Genomic DNA, 19,167 nt, shown 5'->3' with positions numbered 1-19,167 from the left:
CCCATGCGCATCCCCCCATACTTCCCCCGTCTCGGCGCCCTCGCCCTGGCCTGCGCCCTGGCCCTGCCCGCGCAGGCGGCCGAGCGCGCCTGGAGCTACAGCTACAACGCCCTCGGCCTGATCGAGCGCGCCGACGGTCCGCGCACCGATGTGCAGGACGTCACCCTCTATGCCTACGACAGTCGCGGCAACCTGACCCAGGTGACCAACGCCCTCGGCCAAGTCACCCGCCTCGGCGACTATGACGAGCGCGGCAAGCCCGGCAGCATCACCGATGCCAACGGCGTCACCAGCAGCCTCGCCTACACCGGCGTCGACGGCTGGCTGGCCTCCGTCAGCACCGCCGGCAGCACCACCCGCTTCGACTATGACGCGGTCGGCCAGATCACCCGCGTCACCCGTGGCGACGGCAGTTGGCTGAGCTACGAATACGACGACGCACGGCGCCTGGTGGCGATCGGCAACAACCTCGGCGAACGCCTCGAATACGACGTCGACACCAAGGGCAATCGCACCGCCCAGCGCATCAAGGACGCCAGCGGCAGCCTGGTGCGCCAGCAGCAATGGGCCTACGACGAGCTTGGCCGGCTGCTCCGCGCGGTCGGCGCCGGCGGCCAGACACGCAGCTTCGCCTACGACCTCAACGACAATCCGGTCGGCGAAACCAACCCGCGCCAGTTCGCCCACAGCCAGGCCTTCGACGCCCTCGACCGGCTGGTCGGCCAGAGCGATCCTCTCGGCGGCAAGACCCAACTCGCCTACGACGCCCAGGACAACCTCACCGAGGTCAAGGACCCGCGCGGCGTCACCACCCGCTACGAATACGACGGCCTCGGCAACCTGACCCGACTGGTCAGCCCGGACAGCGGCACCACCACCTTCGAGCACGACGCCGCCGGCAACGTCATCCGCCGCACCGACGCTCGCGGTGCGGTCACCGAGTATCGCTACGACGCCCTCAATCGGCTGGTCGAGCGCCGCTCGCCGAGCGACCCGAGCCTCGACGTACAGTACCGCTACGACCTTACCGCCGACGGCAACCAGGGCATCGGCCGCCTGGGCGCCATCGAAGGCGCCCGCGACAGCCTGGTGTACCGCTACGACGAGCGCGGCAACCTGGTCGAGCAGGTACGCAGCATCCGCCTCGACCAGCAGACCCTGCTCGACCGCGTGACCTACCGCTACGACGCGGCCAACCAACTGCTGGAGATCGGCTACCCCTCCGGCCTCGCCATCGGCTACCCGCGCAACGCCGGCGGCCAGGTCGCCAGCGTGACCCTGGCAGTAGGCGACAAGGCGCCGAGCCCCCTGGTCGGGCAGATCGCCTACCTGCCCTTCGGCCCGCTGCAGCGCCTGACCTGGGGCAACGGCATCGCCCTCAGCCGCGAGTACGACCAGGACTACCAACTGCTGCGGCAGAAGGTCGGCCCCTGGCAGAGCGACTACCAGCACGATGCCAATGGCAATATCCAGCAGCACCGCCACAGCCTCTGGGGCACCCTGGACTACCAGTACGACCCGCTGGACCGCCTGACCGAGGAACGCGGCGTCCAGGGCGGGCGCAGCTATGCCTACGACGCGGTCGGCAACCGCACCCAACGCAGCGACAACCCCGCCTCAGGCGGTACCGCCAGCAGCCAGGACTACCAGTACGCGCCCGACAGCAACCGATTGACCGCCATCGGCGCGCAAGCGGTGACCAGCGACGCCGCCGGCAACCTCACCCAGGACCGCGCCGCGCGCAAACTGGCCTACGACGCCCAGGGCCGCCTGCAAAGCGTCAGCCTCGACGGCCAGCAGGTCGCCGAATACCGCTACAACGCCCTCGGCCAGCGCATCGTCAAGCTCACCCCCGAGAGCGTCACCACCTACCTCTACGGTCCCGACGGCCAGTTGCTCGGCGAAGCCGAACACGACGGCAGCGGCCGGAAACTGCGAGCCCAGTACTACCTGTGGCTGGACAGCCTGCCGCTGGCCACCATCGACGCCGACTACGACGCCCAGGGCAAGGTCGGCAACCCGACCCTGCTCTACCTCCATGGCGACCACCTCGACACCCCGCGCCTGGCCACCGACGCCAGCGGCCAGATCGCCTGGCAGTGGCAGTCCGACGCCTTCGGCCGCGGCGAAGCGCTGAGCCAGGGCAGCACCCAGGTCAACCTGCGCTTCCCCGGGCAGTACTACGATGCGGAGAGCGGGCTGCACTACAACTACTTCCGCGACTATGATCCGGAGACTGGGCGGTATGTGGAGAGTGATCCGATTGGGTTGGTAGGAGGGTTAAATACATATGGATATGTAGAGGGAAATCCACTCGGACTTTCAGATCCACTAGGACTGGCTCCAGGGGATATGTTTGCAACAGAGGCTGCGGCACGAGCAGATGCTCTTGCTTATCAGGAGTCTGTGAACAGTAGCATTGATAGATGGCTATGGGGGAATATGGTCTATGGCTTTCGTGTGTTTAAAGCCTCCGACTGCCTTTGGACCTACGAAGTACAGACCCCAGTCTTGGGAATTGCGCCTCCACTTGGCCCCAAAGGTCCTTGGAAAGTCAACAAGCCAGGAGTTTCAGGAAAGGCAGGAGCTAAAGACGTTCCAAGCTGGGCAAAAGGGGATAGGCCATATCAAGGCGAATCAGGGAAAGACTTTGCCAAACGCATCATGGATCAAAAATATGGAAAAGGTAACTGGAAAGACGGACCAGGATCTGAATACAACCAGATCAAAAAGTGGGGTGACAGATCGTTCATAGACCCCAAGTAATCAAATTCCTAAAAAATGGAGGCACTGATGAATAACGTATTCATACTCCACCATACATACGGAGACTCTGAAAGTGAAAGCTATAAGCTTCTAGGAGTATTCAGCACAGAGGATAGGGCAAACTCAGAAATCCCCAAATACCTAAAACTCCCAGGGTTCAAAGAGTTCCCTGACGGATTTACTGTAACCAAGTACTTCCTTGATGAGCCACATTGGTTAAGCGGTTTCGAAGGAGCAGAGTCTAGCATTATAGAAGATAAGTAATAGAATAGATCCGGGAAGCCTTGGTCGATCTGTTGAAATACAGTTCTCGCTGAATCTGAGCCTTGCCGCATAACCCAGATGAGTTTTTCCGATGCCGGGTACGACCAGCATGCCTACAAGCTGGTCGGCTCGGCTCATTCAAACCTCGATATCGAACTGGGGGAGCTGCGGCGCCGGCCCGGTCACCAGGCCATCGCTGATGAACGCCATCTGCCCGGCCGGCACCGCCGTGCCCCGGGCCGCGATCACGACGTTGTTTCGCAGGCGGACGCGGCAGGTGCCGGCGCCCTCGTCGACGTCGATCACCTCCCCCACCGTGCGCGCGCCGCCCGGTAAGAGCCCGATGAACCGACGCCAGGGGTTGACCGTCGCCATCAGGAACCTCCCGGGTAGTGGCGCTCGATGCGCAGGGTCTGCCATACGCGGCTAGCCCCTACCCCCTCGGCCGAGATATCGGTGGCCAGGCAGAGCCCGCGCCAGCTCGCCTGTTCGTCCCTCACCTCGACCAGCATTCCCGGCTGCACCAGGCCCGGTACCCCGTCGTCCTTCTGGAAAAGCGGGATGCGCCGCGTCTCGATCGCCTGGTTGCCGCCCTTCGACAGCTCGCAGATCCCGCGCGAGCGTGCCACCTCGGTGCCGGTCATCCAGTCCTCCATGACGTCGGGCGCCGATTCCTCGCCGGCGGTAGTGGTTCATGGTGGTCGGCGAGGCCTGGCGCAAGGTGGGAGCTATCCGGCCCTTACGCTCTCCGGCCTGGTCGCTATGCTGCCCGAGGTGATCACGCGGCTGACGGTCGATTCGTCGGCGTCGAGCGTGGCTGGCGGCCTAGAAATCCTGGGCCAGGTTATGGAGTGGCAACTGCGCAACCGCAGGCTGCCGGACAAGCGTAAGGCCTCAGCCAAGTCGATGATCCGGCCCAGTCGAGGCACTGCCTGTCACACTGTGACAGGTCCGTGACGGATCACCATCACGCCCGCATCGGGAGCAGCCAACTCGCCAGAGACCGGGCAATTCTGCGGGCTCAGCATAGCCTCAAAACTGAGGGCATGATTATTACGAAAGTTTCGTAATACCCAAATCTGGAGGATTTGAGCGCGCGGGGACAAGCGTACGTGCGGCGTCCGACTGGTGCGCAGGTCCAAACCGGCGATTTGCCGGTTTTGCTGGGGTAGCGTTCTTCGACCCCAAGGGCATAGCGAGGCGCGCCCCCCTTTTACTGTTGCTGGACAATCCGGCATCAAACCGCCGTGGACGCGGTTCGAGACTTCAGCAAGCGGTGCAGTATCGTCCACCATCGTTGGTTCGGCTCCTGCGAGGTAAAACCGGCTGGGAGCAGGTTTGAATGGGTGATGACGGAGAGGGGCGGCTGCGAGCATGCTTGCCCAACAGCCTCCAGGGCATATGGGGAATCTACTGATGGACCGGAGTTACACCACTTACTACCTGGAAATGACCTCGGCTGCCGCGCTGAGAGCAAAGCCACAGCCGCACGATCTTCAGATCATCGAATGTGAAGTGCCTCAGGCAGCATTCAATCGGTTTCTCTACGAGTTGGTTGGAACACCCTGGGAATGGGGAGATCTGGATGTCTGGAGCGATACCGATTGGCAGACACTTGTCGAGCAGGACTGCCATCGGACCTGGGTGGCCTATCACCGCGGAGCAATCGCTGGCTACTACGAACTGTATCGGCCTGACGGCTGCAACACCGAAATCCGTTACTTCGGGCTGGCATCTCAGTTTCTAGGGCACGGCTTCGGCGGTGCGCTGTTGAGCCATGCCATCGAATCAGCATGGCAATGGCTTGGTACAACGCGGGTATGGGTGCATACCTGTACATTCGACCATCCGGCTGCACTTGGAAACTATCAGGCGCGCGGCTTTCGCATTTTCAAGCAAGAGGTAACGGAGCCAAGCCAATGACCCATCTCGCCGTTCTCTGCCGGTTATGGCTGCGCAGTGTGATGGTCTGATCCGATGCAAATGATGGGGCAAGTCGAATGCAATCAGGTGGTCAAGTATGTGCCATTGCACACCTTGTTCAAACCAACCGGCTGCAAGTCAGGGCTTCAGCCAATGGCGAGTGCATCCGGAACTGGAGGGATCATCTCTGTTGGAACATCTCCGGATAGCCGGGTATGTAACTGCGGGGCGCCCCGCTCGTGCTCTTCAAAGGGCCCTAGCCGTCCAGAAGGTCGCGACGTACTTCACATCAAACCGTGGGGCCCCTAGGTGAATCGCGTGGATACGGATGCGCGGACTCTCGGTTTCGGTCTACATGCAGAATTCTTTGACGATAAGCCGGTTCCGGTTTCTCCTGAAAGCCAGCATGGCTGCTGGGTCTGCTGCTGATGAGAACCGGAAGCGCCTACCCCTTTGGTTGTTGTATTGAATCGACGAAAGCCAGCAACGACGCGGGTTACAGCGCTACGACTAAACAACAACCAACCCCCGAAAAAATTCTGTATGTAGGTAGAGACCGGGGTTCGAATTACCCTCAGCGATTACAGATTCCCTAGGGGCCCCCCGTGACTTGCACGTCATTGGTACCGCCCTGGGAGGCCTGGGGGTCTCCACTGATTGTGGCAACCTGGTGCCTGCATCGACTTCCTCAAACTGGGGAAGTCGATGGCTCACATCTGATCCATGTCAGGCCGAGAGTCCTTCAGGTCTGCCCGTCACCGCCGCAACGCCTGAGCGATGCCAGCCACCTCCCGTCGTTGTGTCCGCTGAGCCTTTCTCCAGCTAAAAGACTGTGGCGGCCTGCGGGCGAGCACCGCCCTTCAGCCTTTATCAGAGAAATTCCTGAATCGCTCTGAAAGCCACATCCGTTGAGGGTGGAGGGGGACTTAGATAAACATCTGTCTCGCATATATTTGACGCTCTACAGCCGTTGGCTGGAGTGTCTGACGCCAGGGGCCTGGGAATGCTGCGCGCCTATTCCATCCGGATCACGGTAGGCGCGTGACTGAAGCGGCGATGACTGTGGGTGGGGCAGAGATGCGAGCAGATCTGCTTACACCTGCCCTGCGGCGACACTCCGGCGAAAGATGGTCCAATTCTGATCCATCTAAACCTAAATCTCTGGCTCAAAACCTGGCGCCGAGACCTGCTAGCGAGAGTTCGAATTACTCTCATTCGGTTGGTATGAGTTAGGGGCGCTAAGTCCTCAAGCTCCCACGGCTTAAGGAGTTCTTCATATTTTAGGAAAAGTACTTCAATTCTGAGGCAATACATCAAACAGTCAGCACAGTCGCTGGCTTAACGTTAGTCAGTCCGTCTAGTAGAGAGTCAACTAAGACATTTATACTATTAGTCAGGCTGTCTACCATCGCTATTGCATCAAAGAGTTCTGCAGGCGTGATTTGGTCCTTGTTTTCGCCGTGCGCGATACGATTTCTGCGCTTCAATAACTCTTCTATCCCGCTAACGTACCCAACTTTTCTACGCTTGGTAGTGGGCGTCCATTTCTTATTGATAACCGACAATATGCTTTCTAGCACAACCGCACTTTCGGTGCCCGTGCTTTCTTTAAGAGCTTCCTCTATTTCCGATCGAAGATGATCGGCTTGATTCTCTTGCGTATAGGTTGACGTCACACCGTAATCACTAATTGAAAGTTTATCAATGATTTGCGGAATTCCAATATTCAAGAATATTGATTCAATTGTGTCTACCGTTGGGTTTCCACCGGTCTTTGAGAGTCTCTTGGAGTCAAGCTTTTGTGCTTGGTTGTTTATTACGCTGCTCCTAAAGTCCTCTAGTATTGTGCTTCCCGGGCTTTTTTTATGAGAGGCAGCAAGAGGCTCAATTATGCTGCAAAACAAATATGGAGGAAGCTCATTAACTCCTACTTTCTCGTCATTCAAACTTTCAATGAACTCCTCTACGATGTCCTTGATATACCCCTCAAGATAGCCGCATAAAAGCACTAATCCTGCGCGCGCCATTGCATTCCCCTGGAGACGGCCTTGAGGACTCCGGTCTGCCAAGGAGTCTTCAGCGGATGCGGCGATTAGCAGAACTTCCGTTATCGACTCTCTGAAATTGGTATAGCAGTCCATTGCCGATCTCTTAGTTAGTCAGAAGTTCAGTCAATACGCGGCTTCTCTTGATAGCCTTTCGCTTTTGCGCGGTGCCTTGGTAAATGGAGTCGCTATAGTCCCTGATGGCGAACGCCGCGAGTATGCGGTCTCGGATATCGTCAGGCACTGAAACTCCACTGTCGACTAGCCGGCCCACCGATACCATTTGAGACTCAAAAATAGAGCCATTGATGAGGTTCTGTGCAAACCCCCCATTGTTTGGGTTCTGTAGGTTGGATGGCTTTCTAAATGCCACGCCTGGCCCCAATGCACTGTGGAGGATATCTACAGTTGACTCGAAGCAATTTTTGATTTGACCCAGACGCTGGGGTCCAATCTCTCGATTCTCCTCCATGAACTGGTTTAGGTACTCATTGTAGTTGTCGTTATACCTGGTTTCATCATTGAGATCTTTGTAGGCAATAAAGCGAAGCACCAATTCCGCAGACTTCATATTCTTTTGCGATGCAATTGGGAGGTTCAGCATTTCATTGAACTTAATATTGCTGGATAGTTCTTTTATAAGGGTGTTCAGACCTCCGCGATAGATACAGTTCCTAACCTCTTGGTCTGTTAGCTTTGCGCTGCCCGTGTTTAACCTCTCGAATACTTCAAACTTCAAAGTAGAGTCTGACTCGTTTAGTACCACGATGCAGCGAACAGGCCTTTTGGTGATCGTTGAGCGGTCCTCGCGAGATAGGGAGTTGTAGGACTTGCCATTGAGATCGCTGCGAATTTGAAGCCCTTCTAAAACAAGCGGCTCCACAGCCTTACCCTCGAACAAGACATCAAGATCATTAGGGCGAATGTATCGAAAAAGAGAAGTTAGGCGCTGCTGCCCATCGATAACGCTGAATCTTCCATCTGGCTCTTCTGCAAAATAGAAAACTGGAACAGGAATATTTAGTGCGATTGACTCAATGAAGCGCGATGCCTTTTTGTCCTCCCAGCGATAATTTCTCTGGTAGTCAGGGTCAAGCTGTAGATCACCTTCAATAATCATATCCATCAAAGTTCTAACAGCATAATCATACTGTTGGATGAGTACTTTTCGCTCCCCAACTGCTTCGTAGGGCTGATCGTCTTCGATGTCTTCGACGCCGGAAAGGAGCGCATCGCTTTCAACCACCGGCTCGTCACCATTCATTGCTTCGTCGTTCTGCACAAATGCCTCCTGACTTTCACTCCCTTGTGAAATTGGAGCGTATCGAAAGCCGGCCGAAAATACGATTCCTGTGAACGCTTTTGTGGATAGCAAGCAATGCACAACGCCCGAACCAGGAAAAACGTGCTTAAAGCCAGTAAGCATGGGTCTTTCAGAGCTTTTGGGGCAGCCCACGCCCTGTACATCGACAAATCGCAAAATGCTACCCTGTGCAGGCGATAAAAAACGCTGCAGCCCTTGTCAGCCGTGGTTTTCAGCAAGGCGCAAGGTGGCCTGTGGTGGAGCATCCTAAAAATCGAAAATTTCTGCCTTACCGCGCGGCTCGACGCCTCCCCGCGGTAGGGGAGGCTGGTCAGGGTCCCTCCCTAAAATCGCGTCATGCTATCGTCGCCAGACATCCACTCTTCACGGACGAGGCTATGGCGACGGTAGTTAGCTACAGGGTTGGCGACGATTCGAAGGTCGTCGTGATGGAAGGAGCCGGTGGGTTACCGGATCTGCAGGTGAAGGTGTTGCTCGCGAACCACCTAGGTGCGCCTGATGCAGACCACAAAGGTCCTGGGTCGAACGCTTCAGTGGATGAGTTGGTGGACTCACGATTGGCGGCGGTTGGTGTAGAGGATCTTTCGATTAGCCGCTCCTGACGGCAGTGATTGACTCGATGTAGAAAGCCCGGCTACTGGCCGGGCTTTTTCGTTACAGGGCTTATGCCGTGCCCTTCACCAGATCATCCAGTGAAACTTCATCGGAGGCGTCCACCACTTCAGTGCGGGTGAGGGTTTCCCGGTCCAGCGTGCCGAACAGCGGGATGTGCAGCTTCGTCAGGTGCGTCCCCCAGCCTCCATTGATCCGATCCGCCGCGACCAGGTGAGCGCCGATGTTGGCCAAGGTCTTGGCTGCAGCGTTCCACTCCTCGGCGTACTTGCTCCACAGCGCCTCCGACAGCGCAGCCTTGGCCACCTGTTCGCGCTGCCTAGAGTCGGCGGCCTGCTGCTTCATGTTGGCCACCTCGCCGTCCATGGTCTCAATGGTGCGGCGCTTTACGCGGATGATGGCCTCGGTCGCCAGCGCCAGCTCCACAGCTTTCTCCAGTTGCGTACGTGCAGCCTTCTCGGCCTTGGCGTCCTCTGCCTGCGCGAGCGCATGGCCGGCAGCTTGCTCAGCCGATTCTGCCGCGGACTGCGCTGTGACAATTTCCTCTTCGATGCCCTGGCTTCGCGTTGCTGCCTGTTCGATTCGTGCTTGCAGCGACGCCTGCAGGCGCTGTTCGGTATTGATCAGCTCCATGGCCTGGGCAATAGCGGCAGCCGCCGACTCGGCTTTCTCGACAAGCTCCAAGCTGCGCTCGATCTCCTGCACGTGGCCGCGTAGGGCATTGATGCGCGCTCTGGTGCTGGACAGATCATCCATCACCTCATGGCTGCCGTTGCCGATGTGATGCGAGGTGGTATGCACGACCTTCTTTCTCAGTTCAGCGAGTTTGGTTTCCAAGCCTGGGACTCGTGCCTCCAGTTGCTCGATCTCTTCCAGGTATTCACCTCGCTGTTGGAGCAGTTGTTCAGTGCGGTTGGACCGCGGGTGTTTCTGGGTTGCAGCTTTCATGTGACCTCCATAGGTCGAAGTAAGCGCCAGCCCTGCGGCCAGCGCAGGGTCGGTGTTACTCAGTGATCCCAGCACCGGGCCAGAGCCAGCGCGCTTCGATCAGGGCCTCTTCGAATGTCAGGGGCGGCGTGATCATCGTGCAGAGCGGCTTGCCGCCCAGCGTGATCGCCCAGTGCATGCGGCGCGTTTTGCCATCCATCGAGCCCAGTTCGGCGAGCAGTTCGAGGCGGTGCCGGCGGACGTACTGGCGGACCTCTTCGGTGAGCCGGCTACCGGGTGAAATGCTGACCTTGTTGCCGCTGATGCGGGCGGCGAAACCGCGTTCGGTGAGGAAGTCGAGAGCAGACATCAGAACTCCTCCCGGTCGGTTTCATCGTGGGGAGTCGCCTTTGCCTTGCCTGTCCCTTTCCTTGTAGGGGGTGTTTTATCCGTAACATCGTCACAGCCCGCGCCAGCCGTGGCTTTCAGCTGTTTTTTATCCGTCACGGATGGGGGCAGTGTGACGCTTCCAGATTGGCTGGAAGCCGCGCCGTTACTGGCTTGTGCCGATGTGACGCTTGTGACGGGGGTGCTAGGGGAAAGGTATCGATCAAAAGCGTCACGGAACTGCTCGAGGGAGTAGCCCTTTTTCGTCATGACACCGACGCGGACAGTCCCCGACTTCACACCGAAATCAGCCAGCTTTGCGGAGAGCTGTCGGGGTGACATCGGCTTGCCTCGGTTCCAGGTCGCCCAGGGCGCCTCCTCATCGGCAACCAGTGCCTCGAGCAGATCGGCACTGAATACCTTGCTGGCGCTCTTCGCCTCGAACACCGCCTTTACGTCTGCCAGCAGCTCGGCACCGATGCTAGGAGATTCACCTTCCAGCCCGTGCAGGGCGATGGCAGCGTTGCGGGCCGACTTCGGCCAGTGGTCGCCGGCCAGGTCGGCAATGGCCAGCAGAGGCTCCCAAGCGTCGTTGGCGCGGTCGTTCAGGCCAGGGATGGGGGCCGGCCTTGCCTTGCCGATGGCCTCAGCGGTCTCGCGCAGCAGGTCGATATCGCTGGCCGGGTCGAATGGCTCGACCTCACCTTGAGGGTTGATCCGGCCCTGGATGATGTGGGCTCGCGCCAGATCGGCTCCAGCGCCAGCGAGGATGCGGATGCCGCGCACATCTGAGGGCTTTCTTGAACTGCAAAAGAGGTAGATCAGAAGATCTAAATCCCAGGCTGCGCCTGGTATATCTAAGAAGGAGTACAGTTTCTGTACCAAGTGAAACCTCTCCATCGGTACAGTTTCTGTACCCATGAGCGTGTTTTTCATGGTCCGTCAGCCCTCCATGGGTACAGTTTCTGTACCCTGTCGGTACAGTTTCTGTACCGGGTGTTTTGCTCTTTCGAGGCTGAATTTGCGTGGTGGGGCAGTGGTAGGCGATACCTCAATCTTTCCGTCACACGGATCGATAGGGCGCCAGGTGAGCGCATACAGTGCGCAGCAGCCACCTGGCTTGATAAACCTGCCCTCTCGGGTGCGAATGATTAGGTTGCGCTCCTGAAGCTCTTCCAGGGCCTTGGCGAGGGTGGCCTTGCTTCCGATGCCCCATTCGCTCGCACTGGCGAAGGTGGCGCTGAGATCGCCGTTGTTCACGCCGCGGTACTGCCGGAGCAAACCCAGTAGCACCTTGAGCGCACCTCCTGATAGGGACCGAAAGTCTTCGCTATCCATCACCACGTGCGGCAAGGCTGCGAAGGTTCCCGCTGGGTTGCGTCCCTTTGACTTTCTCAGGGTTCTGGCCACGCCTATTCGCCCCTACACCCTTGCTCTGTCGATACAGGTCATTGCGCGTTCCCGTGTTCATCCGGGCGGCAATTGGTTCCTCCGCTTTTCAGGAACCTGTCGTTGCTTCGCCGCCTCTTCGGGGCTGGCGATTCAGGCGCATTCGCCGTCACAGCATCTCGACTCTGTCTCGGCGATGGGGATGCCGCAGACACCCTTTCTTGCCTCTGGAAGAAGGCGCGGCAGACCTCACCGTTGTTCCAGGCATGCCAGCGAGTGGACTGGCTGACCTCATCGATCAGGGCGGATCTGACAACGGCATCAGCGCTGCGCAGCAGTTTCCGACCGCACTCGGCATCGGCACGGGAGAGGAAGGGGCCGAGCAGCGCACGGCTGACCTCGGGGTGATGGACGTAGAACAGTTCGACCGGCTGGGCGGCGCTCTCCGGGCAAGCCGATCCCGTCAGCGCCTCGCGGCGCTGTTGGATATTGGTCATGGTTAGGCCTCCTGGGCGGTGCTGGTCAGGCCGGGGGAGAGGGCGGGAGTCTGAACCGCCGCCCTGGATGCGCGCCTGGGCGCCGGGGCTTTGCGCTTACCTCGCTTGGGGGCGAATCGCTCGTCCCACTCCAACTCGCCCACGCCGAGGAACCAGACGCACTCGTAGATTTCCAGCGCCTGGCCGGGGTGCTCGCGCCGCAGCATGCGCAGGGCCCGGCTTGCCTCAACCAGGGTGCGGATCGGGCCGGCCTTGCCGTAGGGGAATGCTGTCTTGTCGCGGGCCTGGATGCAGTAGTACCGAATCACTGGGCACCTCCCGCGGCATCAAGCTCTTTGCGCAGGCGCTCGACCTCGCAGTCGAGGTAGTTCGCGCAGTCATAGCTCAAGTAGTGCGACAGACCGGCCAGGGCCTCGGCATGGACGCCTTTGCCGTGCCGGAGGTCAAGCTTGATAGCCGCCGCCAGAGCAGCGAGCCACTGAGTCTGCTCCCGACCATAGCTCACAGCTTCCACCGCGTCGTCGGCGATCCGCTCGAGGGGACGAATGCTCATTGGACACCTCCTTCCTGGGCAATCTCGGCTGCCTCGCACAGGTCGTAACCAGCGTCTTTGACGTAGACCGAGATCGTCAGGACCGCATGGACCAGACCGTTGATGTGGTCCTTGTTGAGGAAGTGTTCGCAACCGTCGGCACCAAGCAGGTTGGCGATGGTTTCCAAGGCGAAGCCCGCGCCGGTCAGGTTGCCGCCGATGGAGTCGGAGAGCTTCACCAGGTTACGCATGGGACACCTCCTGACCTGCGAAGAGGCTGGCCCGCAGGGTGGCGCGATCACTCGCACAAAGGGCTCCGATACGGGCTGCACGGCGGAACAGCGCCAGCAGGTGGGTGCGTTGCTCGGGGCGACGGTTGACCCGGTAAGCGATCAGCTCCGCGCCGAGGGTAGCGATAGCTGCCAGGGCGGTGGGGGAACGGTTGTCACATCCCACTCGGCCTGCCACACTAGGCTTGACTCTGCTTCCCAGTACAGTCATCGCCTGGACAGAGTTGCCGCTCTGTTCAGGCACTTCCTTCCCTCCTTGCTTGGCGAAAGCCGCGATCTCTTCGCACGCGGCGTTCCAGTCATCACCTTCCAAGTTTTCCAGCCAGTCACAGACCGGGCACTCAATTGTCTGCGGTGCGTTCGTGTTCATCGGGCGTTCTCCTTGGCCAGGCGGTGCAGCCATGCGTTCAGTTCAGTAACAAGGATCAGGCGGCGGCGACCAGACTTGAACGAGGGCAGTTGGCCGCTCGCCAGTGCTTCGTAAATCGCGCTACGGGCGTGTCCGCTCATGCGGCCAGCGTCTTCGGGGGATACGGCCAGAGGGGCCAGGGGTGCTGCTTGGGTCATTGGGGTTCTCCTGCCTGGCGGGGTTGGGAGGTGCCAGGTGGCAACACTCTATTGTGGCACCACATATCGTGTCAACACATCCAGTTGTGTTGACGTGGCTTCGTGTGGCAGTCTCGCGTCACCACGTGATAGGAGGTCGATCAATGGCTGTTAGAAAAAGGTCAGAGACAATTCACTTGCGGACCACTCCATTTGTCAGGTCAACGCTTGATGTATTGGCTGCGCTCAATGGAAAAACAGCTACTGCTGTAATTGAGGATCTGCTCTCTTTGGCAATTTCGGAGACAGAATTACCAGCGCCTAATTTTATTCAGGAAAAGAAAATAGTTAATGGCCGTATAAACCTAAAAGAATTAATGGAATCCATATATACGGACAATGCTTTATTGTTCAAGCTTCGGCTGTTTATACTTGTCCCGGACGCAGTGTCTGAGGATGATAAAATAATGTGTGAAATCATTCTTGAGGACTTGGCTAGGCCAGCATCAATATTTAGAGGAGAGGAAAAGATTTTTGATGAGAAGTGCGGGGGGGTTGTAAAGTCAAAGCAGCTGCCAAGTATAGATACGCTAACACTTGGAAGCTCGGAAAACGTTCTAAAACGGTATGTGGACTTTATAAAGAAAAATCCAGATATCGAAATTGACTACAAAGGCTTCATTCACACTATTTTCTTCAAGAACTAGGCTAGATAAGCTCCACCGCTGCCGCCTTGCTATCTGGTGCCAGGTGGGCGTAACGCAGCGTCATTGCTAGGTCTGAGTGGCCTAGCAGGTCGCGAACGGTGTTCAGGGGAACGCCGGCCATCACCAGCTTCGACGCAAACGTGTGTCGCAAGTCATGCCACCGAAAGCTCTCAATTCGCGCCAGCTTCAAAAGCCCATCCCAAGACTTCTTTACGTTATCCAGCCGCTTGCCGTCTTTGCCGGGAAATACATACCCGGAATTGCGGGGATGTTGCTTTCTCCATCCCTCAATGGTCGCTACCGTTTCCTTATTCATCGGGATATGTCGGGTTTGTCCTGACTTCGAAGTGTCGCCTTCGACGGTTATTAGCTTGTTCTCCAGGTCAATGTCTGCCCAGGTCAGGTTAAACACTTCGCCTCGGCGCATCCCGGTATTCAGCGATAACAGCACCAGGGGCTTGAGGTGGTCGGGAAACGCGACTTCCCTTAAGTCGGGTAGACGTGCTTTGTGGCGCTCTTCCCGCCACTTGTTTGCACTGTCGCGCTCGGCGCGGATCGTCTCTTGGCGGTCGTCCAGAGCTTGGCGTAAGCGAGCCTCTTCGTCGGGCAGCAGGTAACGGATGCGGCCCTTGCGGTCGGTCTTGAGCTGCTTGAGGCGTGTCATCGGGTGCTCGGTCAGAAAGCCCCACTCGATGGCCCTGGACAGGGCCCCACGCATCGAAGCCATCTTCCTATTCGCCGTGCTGTCGGTGTTCCCGGCCTTCAGCCAGGCCATGCGCTGCGATTCAAGGTCGCGCTGGCTGATCTCGTTTAAACGCTTGCCCATGATGGAGGCGAAGCCGACATTGAGCAGGTTCAGGGTCTTGTCGGCGCTCTTGAGGTTGGTGGCCATCCAGGGCGAGTAATGATCGTCAATGAAGTCGCGGAGGGTTAGGGAGTTTGCGGACCGCCGGCCCTGTGTCACCGCCAGGGGCTCCCCATGTTCGCGGGCTTCGGCCAGGTACTGGAGTGCTTCCTTACGTGCCTGATCGAGCGTCAGGACACCTACGCGGCCCAAGGTGCGCTTTTTGGCCCTTCCCCATGTCACGACGTAGGCTTTGTGTCCAGACGCTGTTACGCGCACGAATAGCCCCGTTACCGTGGTGTCGTGAACCTCGTAAGTCGTACCGGTGGTTTCCAGCGAGTTCAGCAGGGAGAGGGTGAGTTTGGCTTTCATGGGGGCCGTGGGTGCATGGTGGGTGCAATTTCCACTATACGGAGCCGATTTGTGGGATACAACAGGACAGTAAGTGTCTGATTTATAAAGTAAGTGATTGATGCTCTAAGAGGCTTTATCGCTTTCGTAATGAGAAGGTCGGGGGTTCGATTCCTCTATCCGGCACCAGTCGCATAAAAAAGCCCCGCTTCGGCGGGGCTTTTTATTGCCTGCGATTCGTTCAGAGGGTGAGGCGCATGGACAGGTCGACGGCCCTGACATCCTTGGTCAGGGTGCCGATGGAGATGTAGTCGACGCCGGTCTCGGCGATGTTGCGCAGGGTGCCCTCGTTGATTCCGCCGGAAGCTTCCAGCTTGGCACGGCCGGCGGTGAGGGCGACGGCGGTGCGCATGTCGTCCAGGCTGAGTTCGTCGAGCATGACGATATCGGCGCCGGCCTCCAGCGCCTGGCGCAGTTCATCGAGGTTCTCCACTTCCACTTCCACCGGCTTGCCGGGTGCTATGCGCCGGGCTTCGGCGATTGCCCGATCGATACCGCCGCAGGCGGCGATGTGGTTTTCCTTGATCAGGAAGGCATCGTAGAGGCCGATGCGATGGTTGTGGCAACCGCCGCAGGTGACCGCGTACTTCTGCGCCAGGCGCAGGCCGGGCAGGGTCTTGCGCGTGTCGAGGAGCTTCACCGCGGTGCCGGCGACCAGGTCGGCGTAGTGCTGGCTGCGGGTGGCGGTACCGGAAAGCAGCTGGAGGAAGTTCAGCGCGCTGCGCTCGCCGGTGAGCAGGGCGCGGGCCGGACCTTTTAGCTGGAACAGCATCTGGTTCGGCTCGACTCGCTGGCCGTCCTCCACCTGCCAGGTCACCAGCACTCGGGGATCGACCTGGCGGAAGACCTCGTCGACCCAGGCGCGGCCCGCGATCGTCGCGTGCTCGCGGGTAATCACCCGGGCCTCGGCCTCGCGCTGTGGATCGATCAACTGAGCGGTAAGGTCGCCGCCGCCGACGTCTTCCGCCAGGGCGGTGCGGACGTTGGCCTGGATTTCGCCTTGGAGGTCGGCAAGGGTGAGGTTAGGCATGGCGGGCTCCTGTACGAGATCGGGCGATTATACGGAGCGCAGCGGACGGCGTCTGTGCCTGCCTGGGCGCCGGTCGGTACGGCCGCCATTCATCGGCCTTCGCTTGTGTGAAGAGAGTCATGTCTATAGGAAAACCCTCTATCTAGATTTGAAAGTATCTCTATAATGAATGTAGATACTTGTTTTTGACGCCTGGAAATTGACGTTACGGACGACGCCAATCGATCCTCTGTGCCCGATTTTTGCCATTCCATGCGCGGCCGCGAGGGTGGCAGGAGAGTCCCGATGCAGAACGATGCCAATGTGGTGCACCTGACCAGGGTCGCTTCCGAGCCGTCGCCGAACGCCGGAGCGGGGCGCCTGCCGGTCATCCTCGTGCAGGTGCGCGACAAGGCGGCGTTGCAGCTGAAACAGGCGTTGCAGGCGTTGTTCGACAACGCCGACGACACCCTCTTCGAAATGGCCGACCGAGCCACCAGCAACCTCGAACAGAACGCTTTCTTCGAAGCCATGCGCGACCTGCGCCTCAAGCGCAAGAGTATCGAGCGGGTCTACCTGCAGAAGGTCTTCGAGGAGTTCTCGGCGCTCAACCAGGTACAGTCCGGCAAATCCGTGCCGACCCTGGATACCGTGTCCTTCGACAGCCTCAGCCTGGTACAGAACGAGGAACTGGAGGAGTCCGTCGCGGTGGACGCGATGGTGGCGCGGGTGATGAGCCGCGATGCCACCGCGCTGGCCCACCTGAGCACCCGCCTGAACACCCTGGTCGGCCGGAAGGTCGACGAGAAGAGCAATCCCCTCGCTCCGCGTCCGCTGACCGCGGCTTTCCTCGATGCCTGCCAGGGGCTCGGCGTCGAGATCAAGGTCAAGCTGATCATTCTCAAGCTGTTCGAGAAGTACGTCCTGGCCCATTGCGACCAGTTGTACGCCGAGGCCAACCAGATCCTGGTTGCTGCGGGCGTGCTGCCGGAACTCAAATCCGCACTGCCGCGGCGTCAGCCCGCTGTCCGTCCCGAAGCGGTACGCGATGCCGGGACCCTGCAGGCACAGGCTGCGCTACTCGACGGCGGCCAGCAGGAAGTCTTCGGCGCGCTGCAGGAACTGCTGGCGCAGGTCCGCGACAATCCTTCCTTCTACCGTCGCGAAACGCCTGAGAATGCCGCGCCGATTTCCAGCAACGACCTGATGCGCCTGCTTTCCCACCTGCAGCAGCACCTGCCGGGCCCCGGCGCCGCGGAGTTCGACGTCCGCGACGGGGTCGACCAACTGCTCCAGCGGGTCAGCCACAAGAGCGGCCGTTCTCGGGTGGTCGGCCAGGTGGACGATGACGTCATCAACCTGGTGTCGATGCTGTTCGAATTCATTCTCGATGACCGCACCCTGCCTGATTCGCTGAAGGCCCTGATCGGTCGGATGCAGATCCCGATGCTCAAGGTGGCCCTGCTCGACAAGACCTTCTTCAGCCGCGGTAGCCATCCGGCGCGTCGCCTGCTCAACGAGATCGCATCCGCGTCGCTGGGCTGGGCCGAACACAATGATGCCCGGCGCGACAGCCTGTACCAGAAGATCGAACAGGTCGTGATGCGGCTGTTGAACGACTTCGTCGACGACCCGGCGATCTTCGCCGAGTTGCTGGAGGACTTCATTGCCTTCACCGGCGACGAGCGCCGCCGCAGCGAGCTCCTCGAGCAGCGCACCCGCGACGCCGAGGAAGGCCGCGCCAAGGCCGAACTGGCTCGGCAGGACGTGGAGCAGGTGCTGAACCAGCGACTGCTCGGCAAGGTCCTGCCGGAGGTGGTGGTGCGCCTGCTGCGGGATGCCTGGAGCAAGGTGATGCTGCTGATCTGCCTCAAGCATGGCAAGGCTTCGGCCGAGTGGCGGGAGGCCCTGGATACCATGGACGAGCTGATCTGGAGCGTCGGCCCGCATGACGATCCGCTGTCCCGCCAACAGTTGCTGGAGCGTGTGCCTGGCCTGCTCAAGGCGCTGCGTGAGGGATTGGCCAGCGCAGCCTTCGATCCGTTTTCCACCGGAGAATTCTTCAGCCAGCTGGAAACCCTGCATGTCCAGGGTCTGCAGCGCGACAAGCGCGGCGAGGCGGCGGTCGCGGACAGCCCCCTGCTCGACGAAGCGAGCCCGGGCACGGCCGCGGAAAAGCCCCGGGCGCCGGTCATGCTGCGGGTGGTCGAAGAAATCGTCCTGACCTCGCCGGACGCCGCCCCGGCGCCTGTTGAGAGCGAAGTGCGCCTGCCGGACAACGACGAGGCACTGCTGCGGGTCGATGCGCTGCGTGTCGGCAGTTGGGTGGAGATCCAGGAGGACGCCGAGCACAAGCTGCGCTGCAAGCTGGCGGCAGTGATCCGGCCCACCGGTCGCTACATCTTCGTCAATCGCACCGGGATGAAGGTCCTGGAAAAGACCCGCATGGGCCTGGCGGTGGAGTTTCGCCGGCAGGCGGTACGCCTGCTGGACGATGCCTTGCTGTTCGACCGGGCCCTGGAGTCGGTGATCGGCAACCTGCGGCGCCTCAAGGGCGCCTAGCCGCTTCTCGAGGACCCGGCGGATGCCGGGTCTTTTCTTTCTTGCGGGTAATACCTTTCCTCGACGCATGTCGAAGCGGCCGATCCAGAGCCCGCCTGATCGTCATTCCGGCGCCGCTGGATTAGAGTGGGG

21 protein-coding genes are annotated in these 19,167 nt (G+C 59.5%); 5 read left to right on the top strand and 16 right to left on the bottom strand.

The genetic code is table 11. The annotated features are described in order from the left end of the window. Positions 1-3: 3 nt before the first annotated feature. Complete coding sequence (locus ACM0M4_RS25475) at positions 4-2,766, top strand: RHS repeat domain-containing protein (protein ID WP_057379627.1); 2,763 nt, start codon at positions 4-6, stop codon at positions 2,764-2,766. 27 nt (positions 2,767-2,793) lie between these two features. Further along, positions 2,794-3,030: a DUF7336 domain-containing protein gene (locus tag ACM0M4_RS25470; RefSeq protein ID WP_071536299.1), complete on the top strand. Its 237-nt coding sequence runs from the start codon at positions 2,794-2,796 to the stop codon at positions 3,028-3,030. Between the two features lie 138 nt (positions 3,031-3,168). Here the strand turns inward: ACM0M4_RS25470 and ACM0M4_RS25465 are convergent, their stop codons facing one another. Then, entirely contained in the window at positions 3,169-3,405 is a 237-nt protein-coding gene (locus ACM0M4_RS25465) for a hypothetical protein (RefSeq protein ID WP_003096116.1), read from the bottom strand. Further along, positions 3,405-3,674, bottom strand: a complete 270-nt coding sequence (locus ACM0M4_RS25460; RefSeq protein WP_225007575.1) for a hypothetical protein — start codon at positions 3,672-3,674, stop codon at positions 3,405-3,407. Before ACM0M4_RS25460 ends, ACM0M4_RS25465 begins: the two co-directional genes overlap by 1 nt. A gap of 772 nt (positions 3,675-4,446) precedes the next feature. Between ACM0M4_RS25460 and ACM0M4_RS25455 the strand changes: the two genes are divergently transcribed. Next, positions 4,447-4,953, top strand: coding sequence for a GNAT family N-acetyltransferase (locus ACM0M4_RS25455; protein ID WP_034064628.1), 507 nt, complete (start codon positions 4,447-4,449; stop codon positions 4,951-4,953). Positions 4,954-6,266: 1,313 nt separating this feature from the next. Here the strand turns inward: ACM0M4_RS25455 and ACM0M4_RS25450 are convergent. The 12 genes from ACM0M4_RS25450 to ACM0M4_RS25395 form a co-directional block, all read right to left on the bottom strand. Continuing rightward, a complete protein-coding gene (locus ACM0M4_RS25450; RefSeq protein ID WP_124157035.1) occupies positions 6,267-7,094 on the bottom strand; it encodes an MAE_28990/MAE_18760 family HEPN-like nuclease in 828 nt (275 codons plus the stop codon). Positions 7,095-7,104: 10 nt separating this feature from the next. Beyond that, positions 7,105-8,280 (bottom strand): DUF262 domain-containing protein, encoded by a 1,176-nt coding sequence (locus tag ACM0M4_RS25445; protein ID WP_223822176.1) that lies wholly within the window; start codon positions 8,278-8,280, stop codon positions 7,105-7,107. Positions 8,281-8,985: 705 nt separating this feature from the next. Then, positions 8,986-9,882, bottom strand: a complete 897-nt coding sequence (locus ACM0M4_RS25440) for a hypothetical protein (RefSeq protein WP_034069047.1) — start codon at positions 9,880-9,882, stop codon at positions 8,986-8,988. A 55-nt stretch (positions 9,883-9,937) separates the two neighbouring features. After that, positions 9,938-10,231 (bottom strand): hypothetical protein, encoded by a 294-nt coding sequence (locus ACM0M4_RS25435; RefSeq protein ID WP_221345446.1) that lies wholly within the window; start codon positions 10,229-10,231, stop codon positions 9,938-9,940. After that, positions 10,231-11,184 (bottom strand): DUF3631 domain-containing protein, encoded by a 954-nt coding sequence (locus ACM0M4_RS25430; protein WP_308416433.1) that lies wholly within the window; start codon positions 11,182-11,184, stop codon positions 10,231-10,233. The genes ACM0M4_RS25435 and ACM0M4_RS25430 overlap by 1 nt, the downstream gene beginning before the upstream one ends. A gap of 6 nt (positions 11,185-11,190) precedes the next feature. After that, on the bottom strand, positions 11,191-11,658 hold the full coding sequence (locus tag ACM0M4_RS25425; protein WP_031629313.1) for a hypothetical protein: 468 nt from the start codon (positions 11,656-11,658) through the stop codon (positions 11,191-11,193). A 38-nt stretch (positions 11,659-11,696) separates the two neighbouring features. Further along, complete coding sequence (locus ACM0M4_RS25420) at positions 11,697-12,134, bottom strand: hypothetical protein (protein WP_308416434.1); 438 nt, start codon at positions 12,132-12,134, stop codon at positions 11,697-11,699. 2 nt (positions 12,135-12,136) lie between these two features. Next, entirely contained in the window at positions 12,137-12,442 is a 306-nt protein-coding gene (locus ACM0M4_RS25415) for a hypothetical protein (RefSeq protein ID WP_023109345.1), read from the bottom strand. Continuing rightward, on the bottom strand, positions 12,439-12,687 hold the full coding sequence (locus ACM0M4_RS25410; protein WP_031653970.1) for a hypothetical protein: 249 nt from the start codon (positions 12,685-12,687) through the stop codon (positions 12,439-12,441). Before ACM0M4_RS25410 ends, ACM0M4_RS25415 begins: the two co-directional genes overlap by 4 nt. Next, on the bottom strand, positions 12,684-12,917 hold the full coding sequence (locus ACM0M4_RS25405) for a hypothetical protein (RefSeq protein ID WP_031653969.1): 234 nt from the start codon (positions 12,915-12,917) through the stop codon (positions 12,684-12,686). Before ACM0M4_RS25405 ends, ACM0M4_RS25410 begins: the two co-directional genes overlap by 4 nt. Further along, a complete protein-coding gene (locus ACM0M4_RS25400; RefSeq protein ID WP_034054964.1) occupies positions 12,910-13,326 on the bottom strand; it encodes a hypothetical protein in 417 nt (138 codons plus the stop codon). Before ACM0M4_RS25400 ends, ACM0M4_RS25405 begins: the two co-directional genes overlap by 8 nt. Next, positions 13,323-13,523 (bottom strand): helix-turn-helix domain-containing protein, encoded by a 201-nt coding sequence (locus ACM0M4_RS25395; protein ID WP_023082007.1) that lies wholly within the window; start codon positions 13,521-13,523, stop codon positions 13,323-13,325. The genes ACM0M4_RS25400 and ACM0M4_RS25395 overlap by 4 nt, the downstream gene beginning before the upstream one ends. A gap of 143 nt (positions 13,524-13,666) precedes the next feature. Here ACM0M4_RS25395 and ACM0M4_RS25390 point away from each other — a divergent pair, with 143 nt between their 5' ends. Beyond that, complete coding sequence (locus tag ACM0M4_RS25390; protein WP_123809552.1) at positions 13,667-14,209, top strand: hypothetical protein; 543 nt, start codon at positions 13,667-13,669, stop codon at positions 14,207-14,209. A gap of 1 nt (position 14,210) precedes the next feature. On the opposite strand, the gene ACM0M4_RS25385 is transcribed toward ACM0M4_RS25390, so the two are convergent. Next, positions 14,211-15,425 (bottom strand): site-specific integrase, encoded by a 1,215-nt coding sequence (locus ACM0M4_RS25385; protein ID WP_034069051.1) that lies wholly within the window; start codon positions 15,423-15,425, stop codon positions 14,211-14,213. A 220-nt stretch (positions 15,426-15,645) separates the two neighbouring features. Further along, positions 15,646-16,494 carry a carboxylating nicotinate-nucleotide diphosphorylase gene (nadC, locus tag ACM0M4_RS25380; protein WP_003104915.1) on the bottom strand — a complete coding sequence of 283 codons (849 nt, stop codon included), beginning with the start codon at positions 16,492-16,494 and terminating at the stop codon, positions 15,646-15,648. Between the two features lie 285 nt (positions 16,495-16,779). Between nadC and ACM0M4_RS25375 the strand changes: the two genes are divergently transcribed. Then, the gene (locus ACM0M4_RS25375) at positions 16,780-19,035 is read left to right on the top strand and encodes a DUF1631 domain-containing protein (RefSeq protein ID WP_003104913.1); all 2,256 of its coding nucleotides are present in this window, start codon (positions 16,780-16,782) and stop codon (positions 19,033-19,035) included. Positions 19,036-19,167 lie beyond the last annotated feature (132 nt).

The sequence above is a fragment of the Pseudomonas sp. 18-147 genome (assembly GCF_051048045.1).
In the GTDB taxonomy this organism is placed as follows: domain Bacteria; phylum Pseudomonadota; class Gammaproteobacteria; order Pseudomonadales; family Pseudomonadaceae; genus Pseudomonas; species Pseudomonas aeruginosa.
The sequence above is the reverse complement of the archived record's forward strand: the minus strand, read 5'-3'. Positions and strand labels throughout refer to the sequence as shown.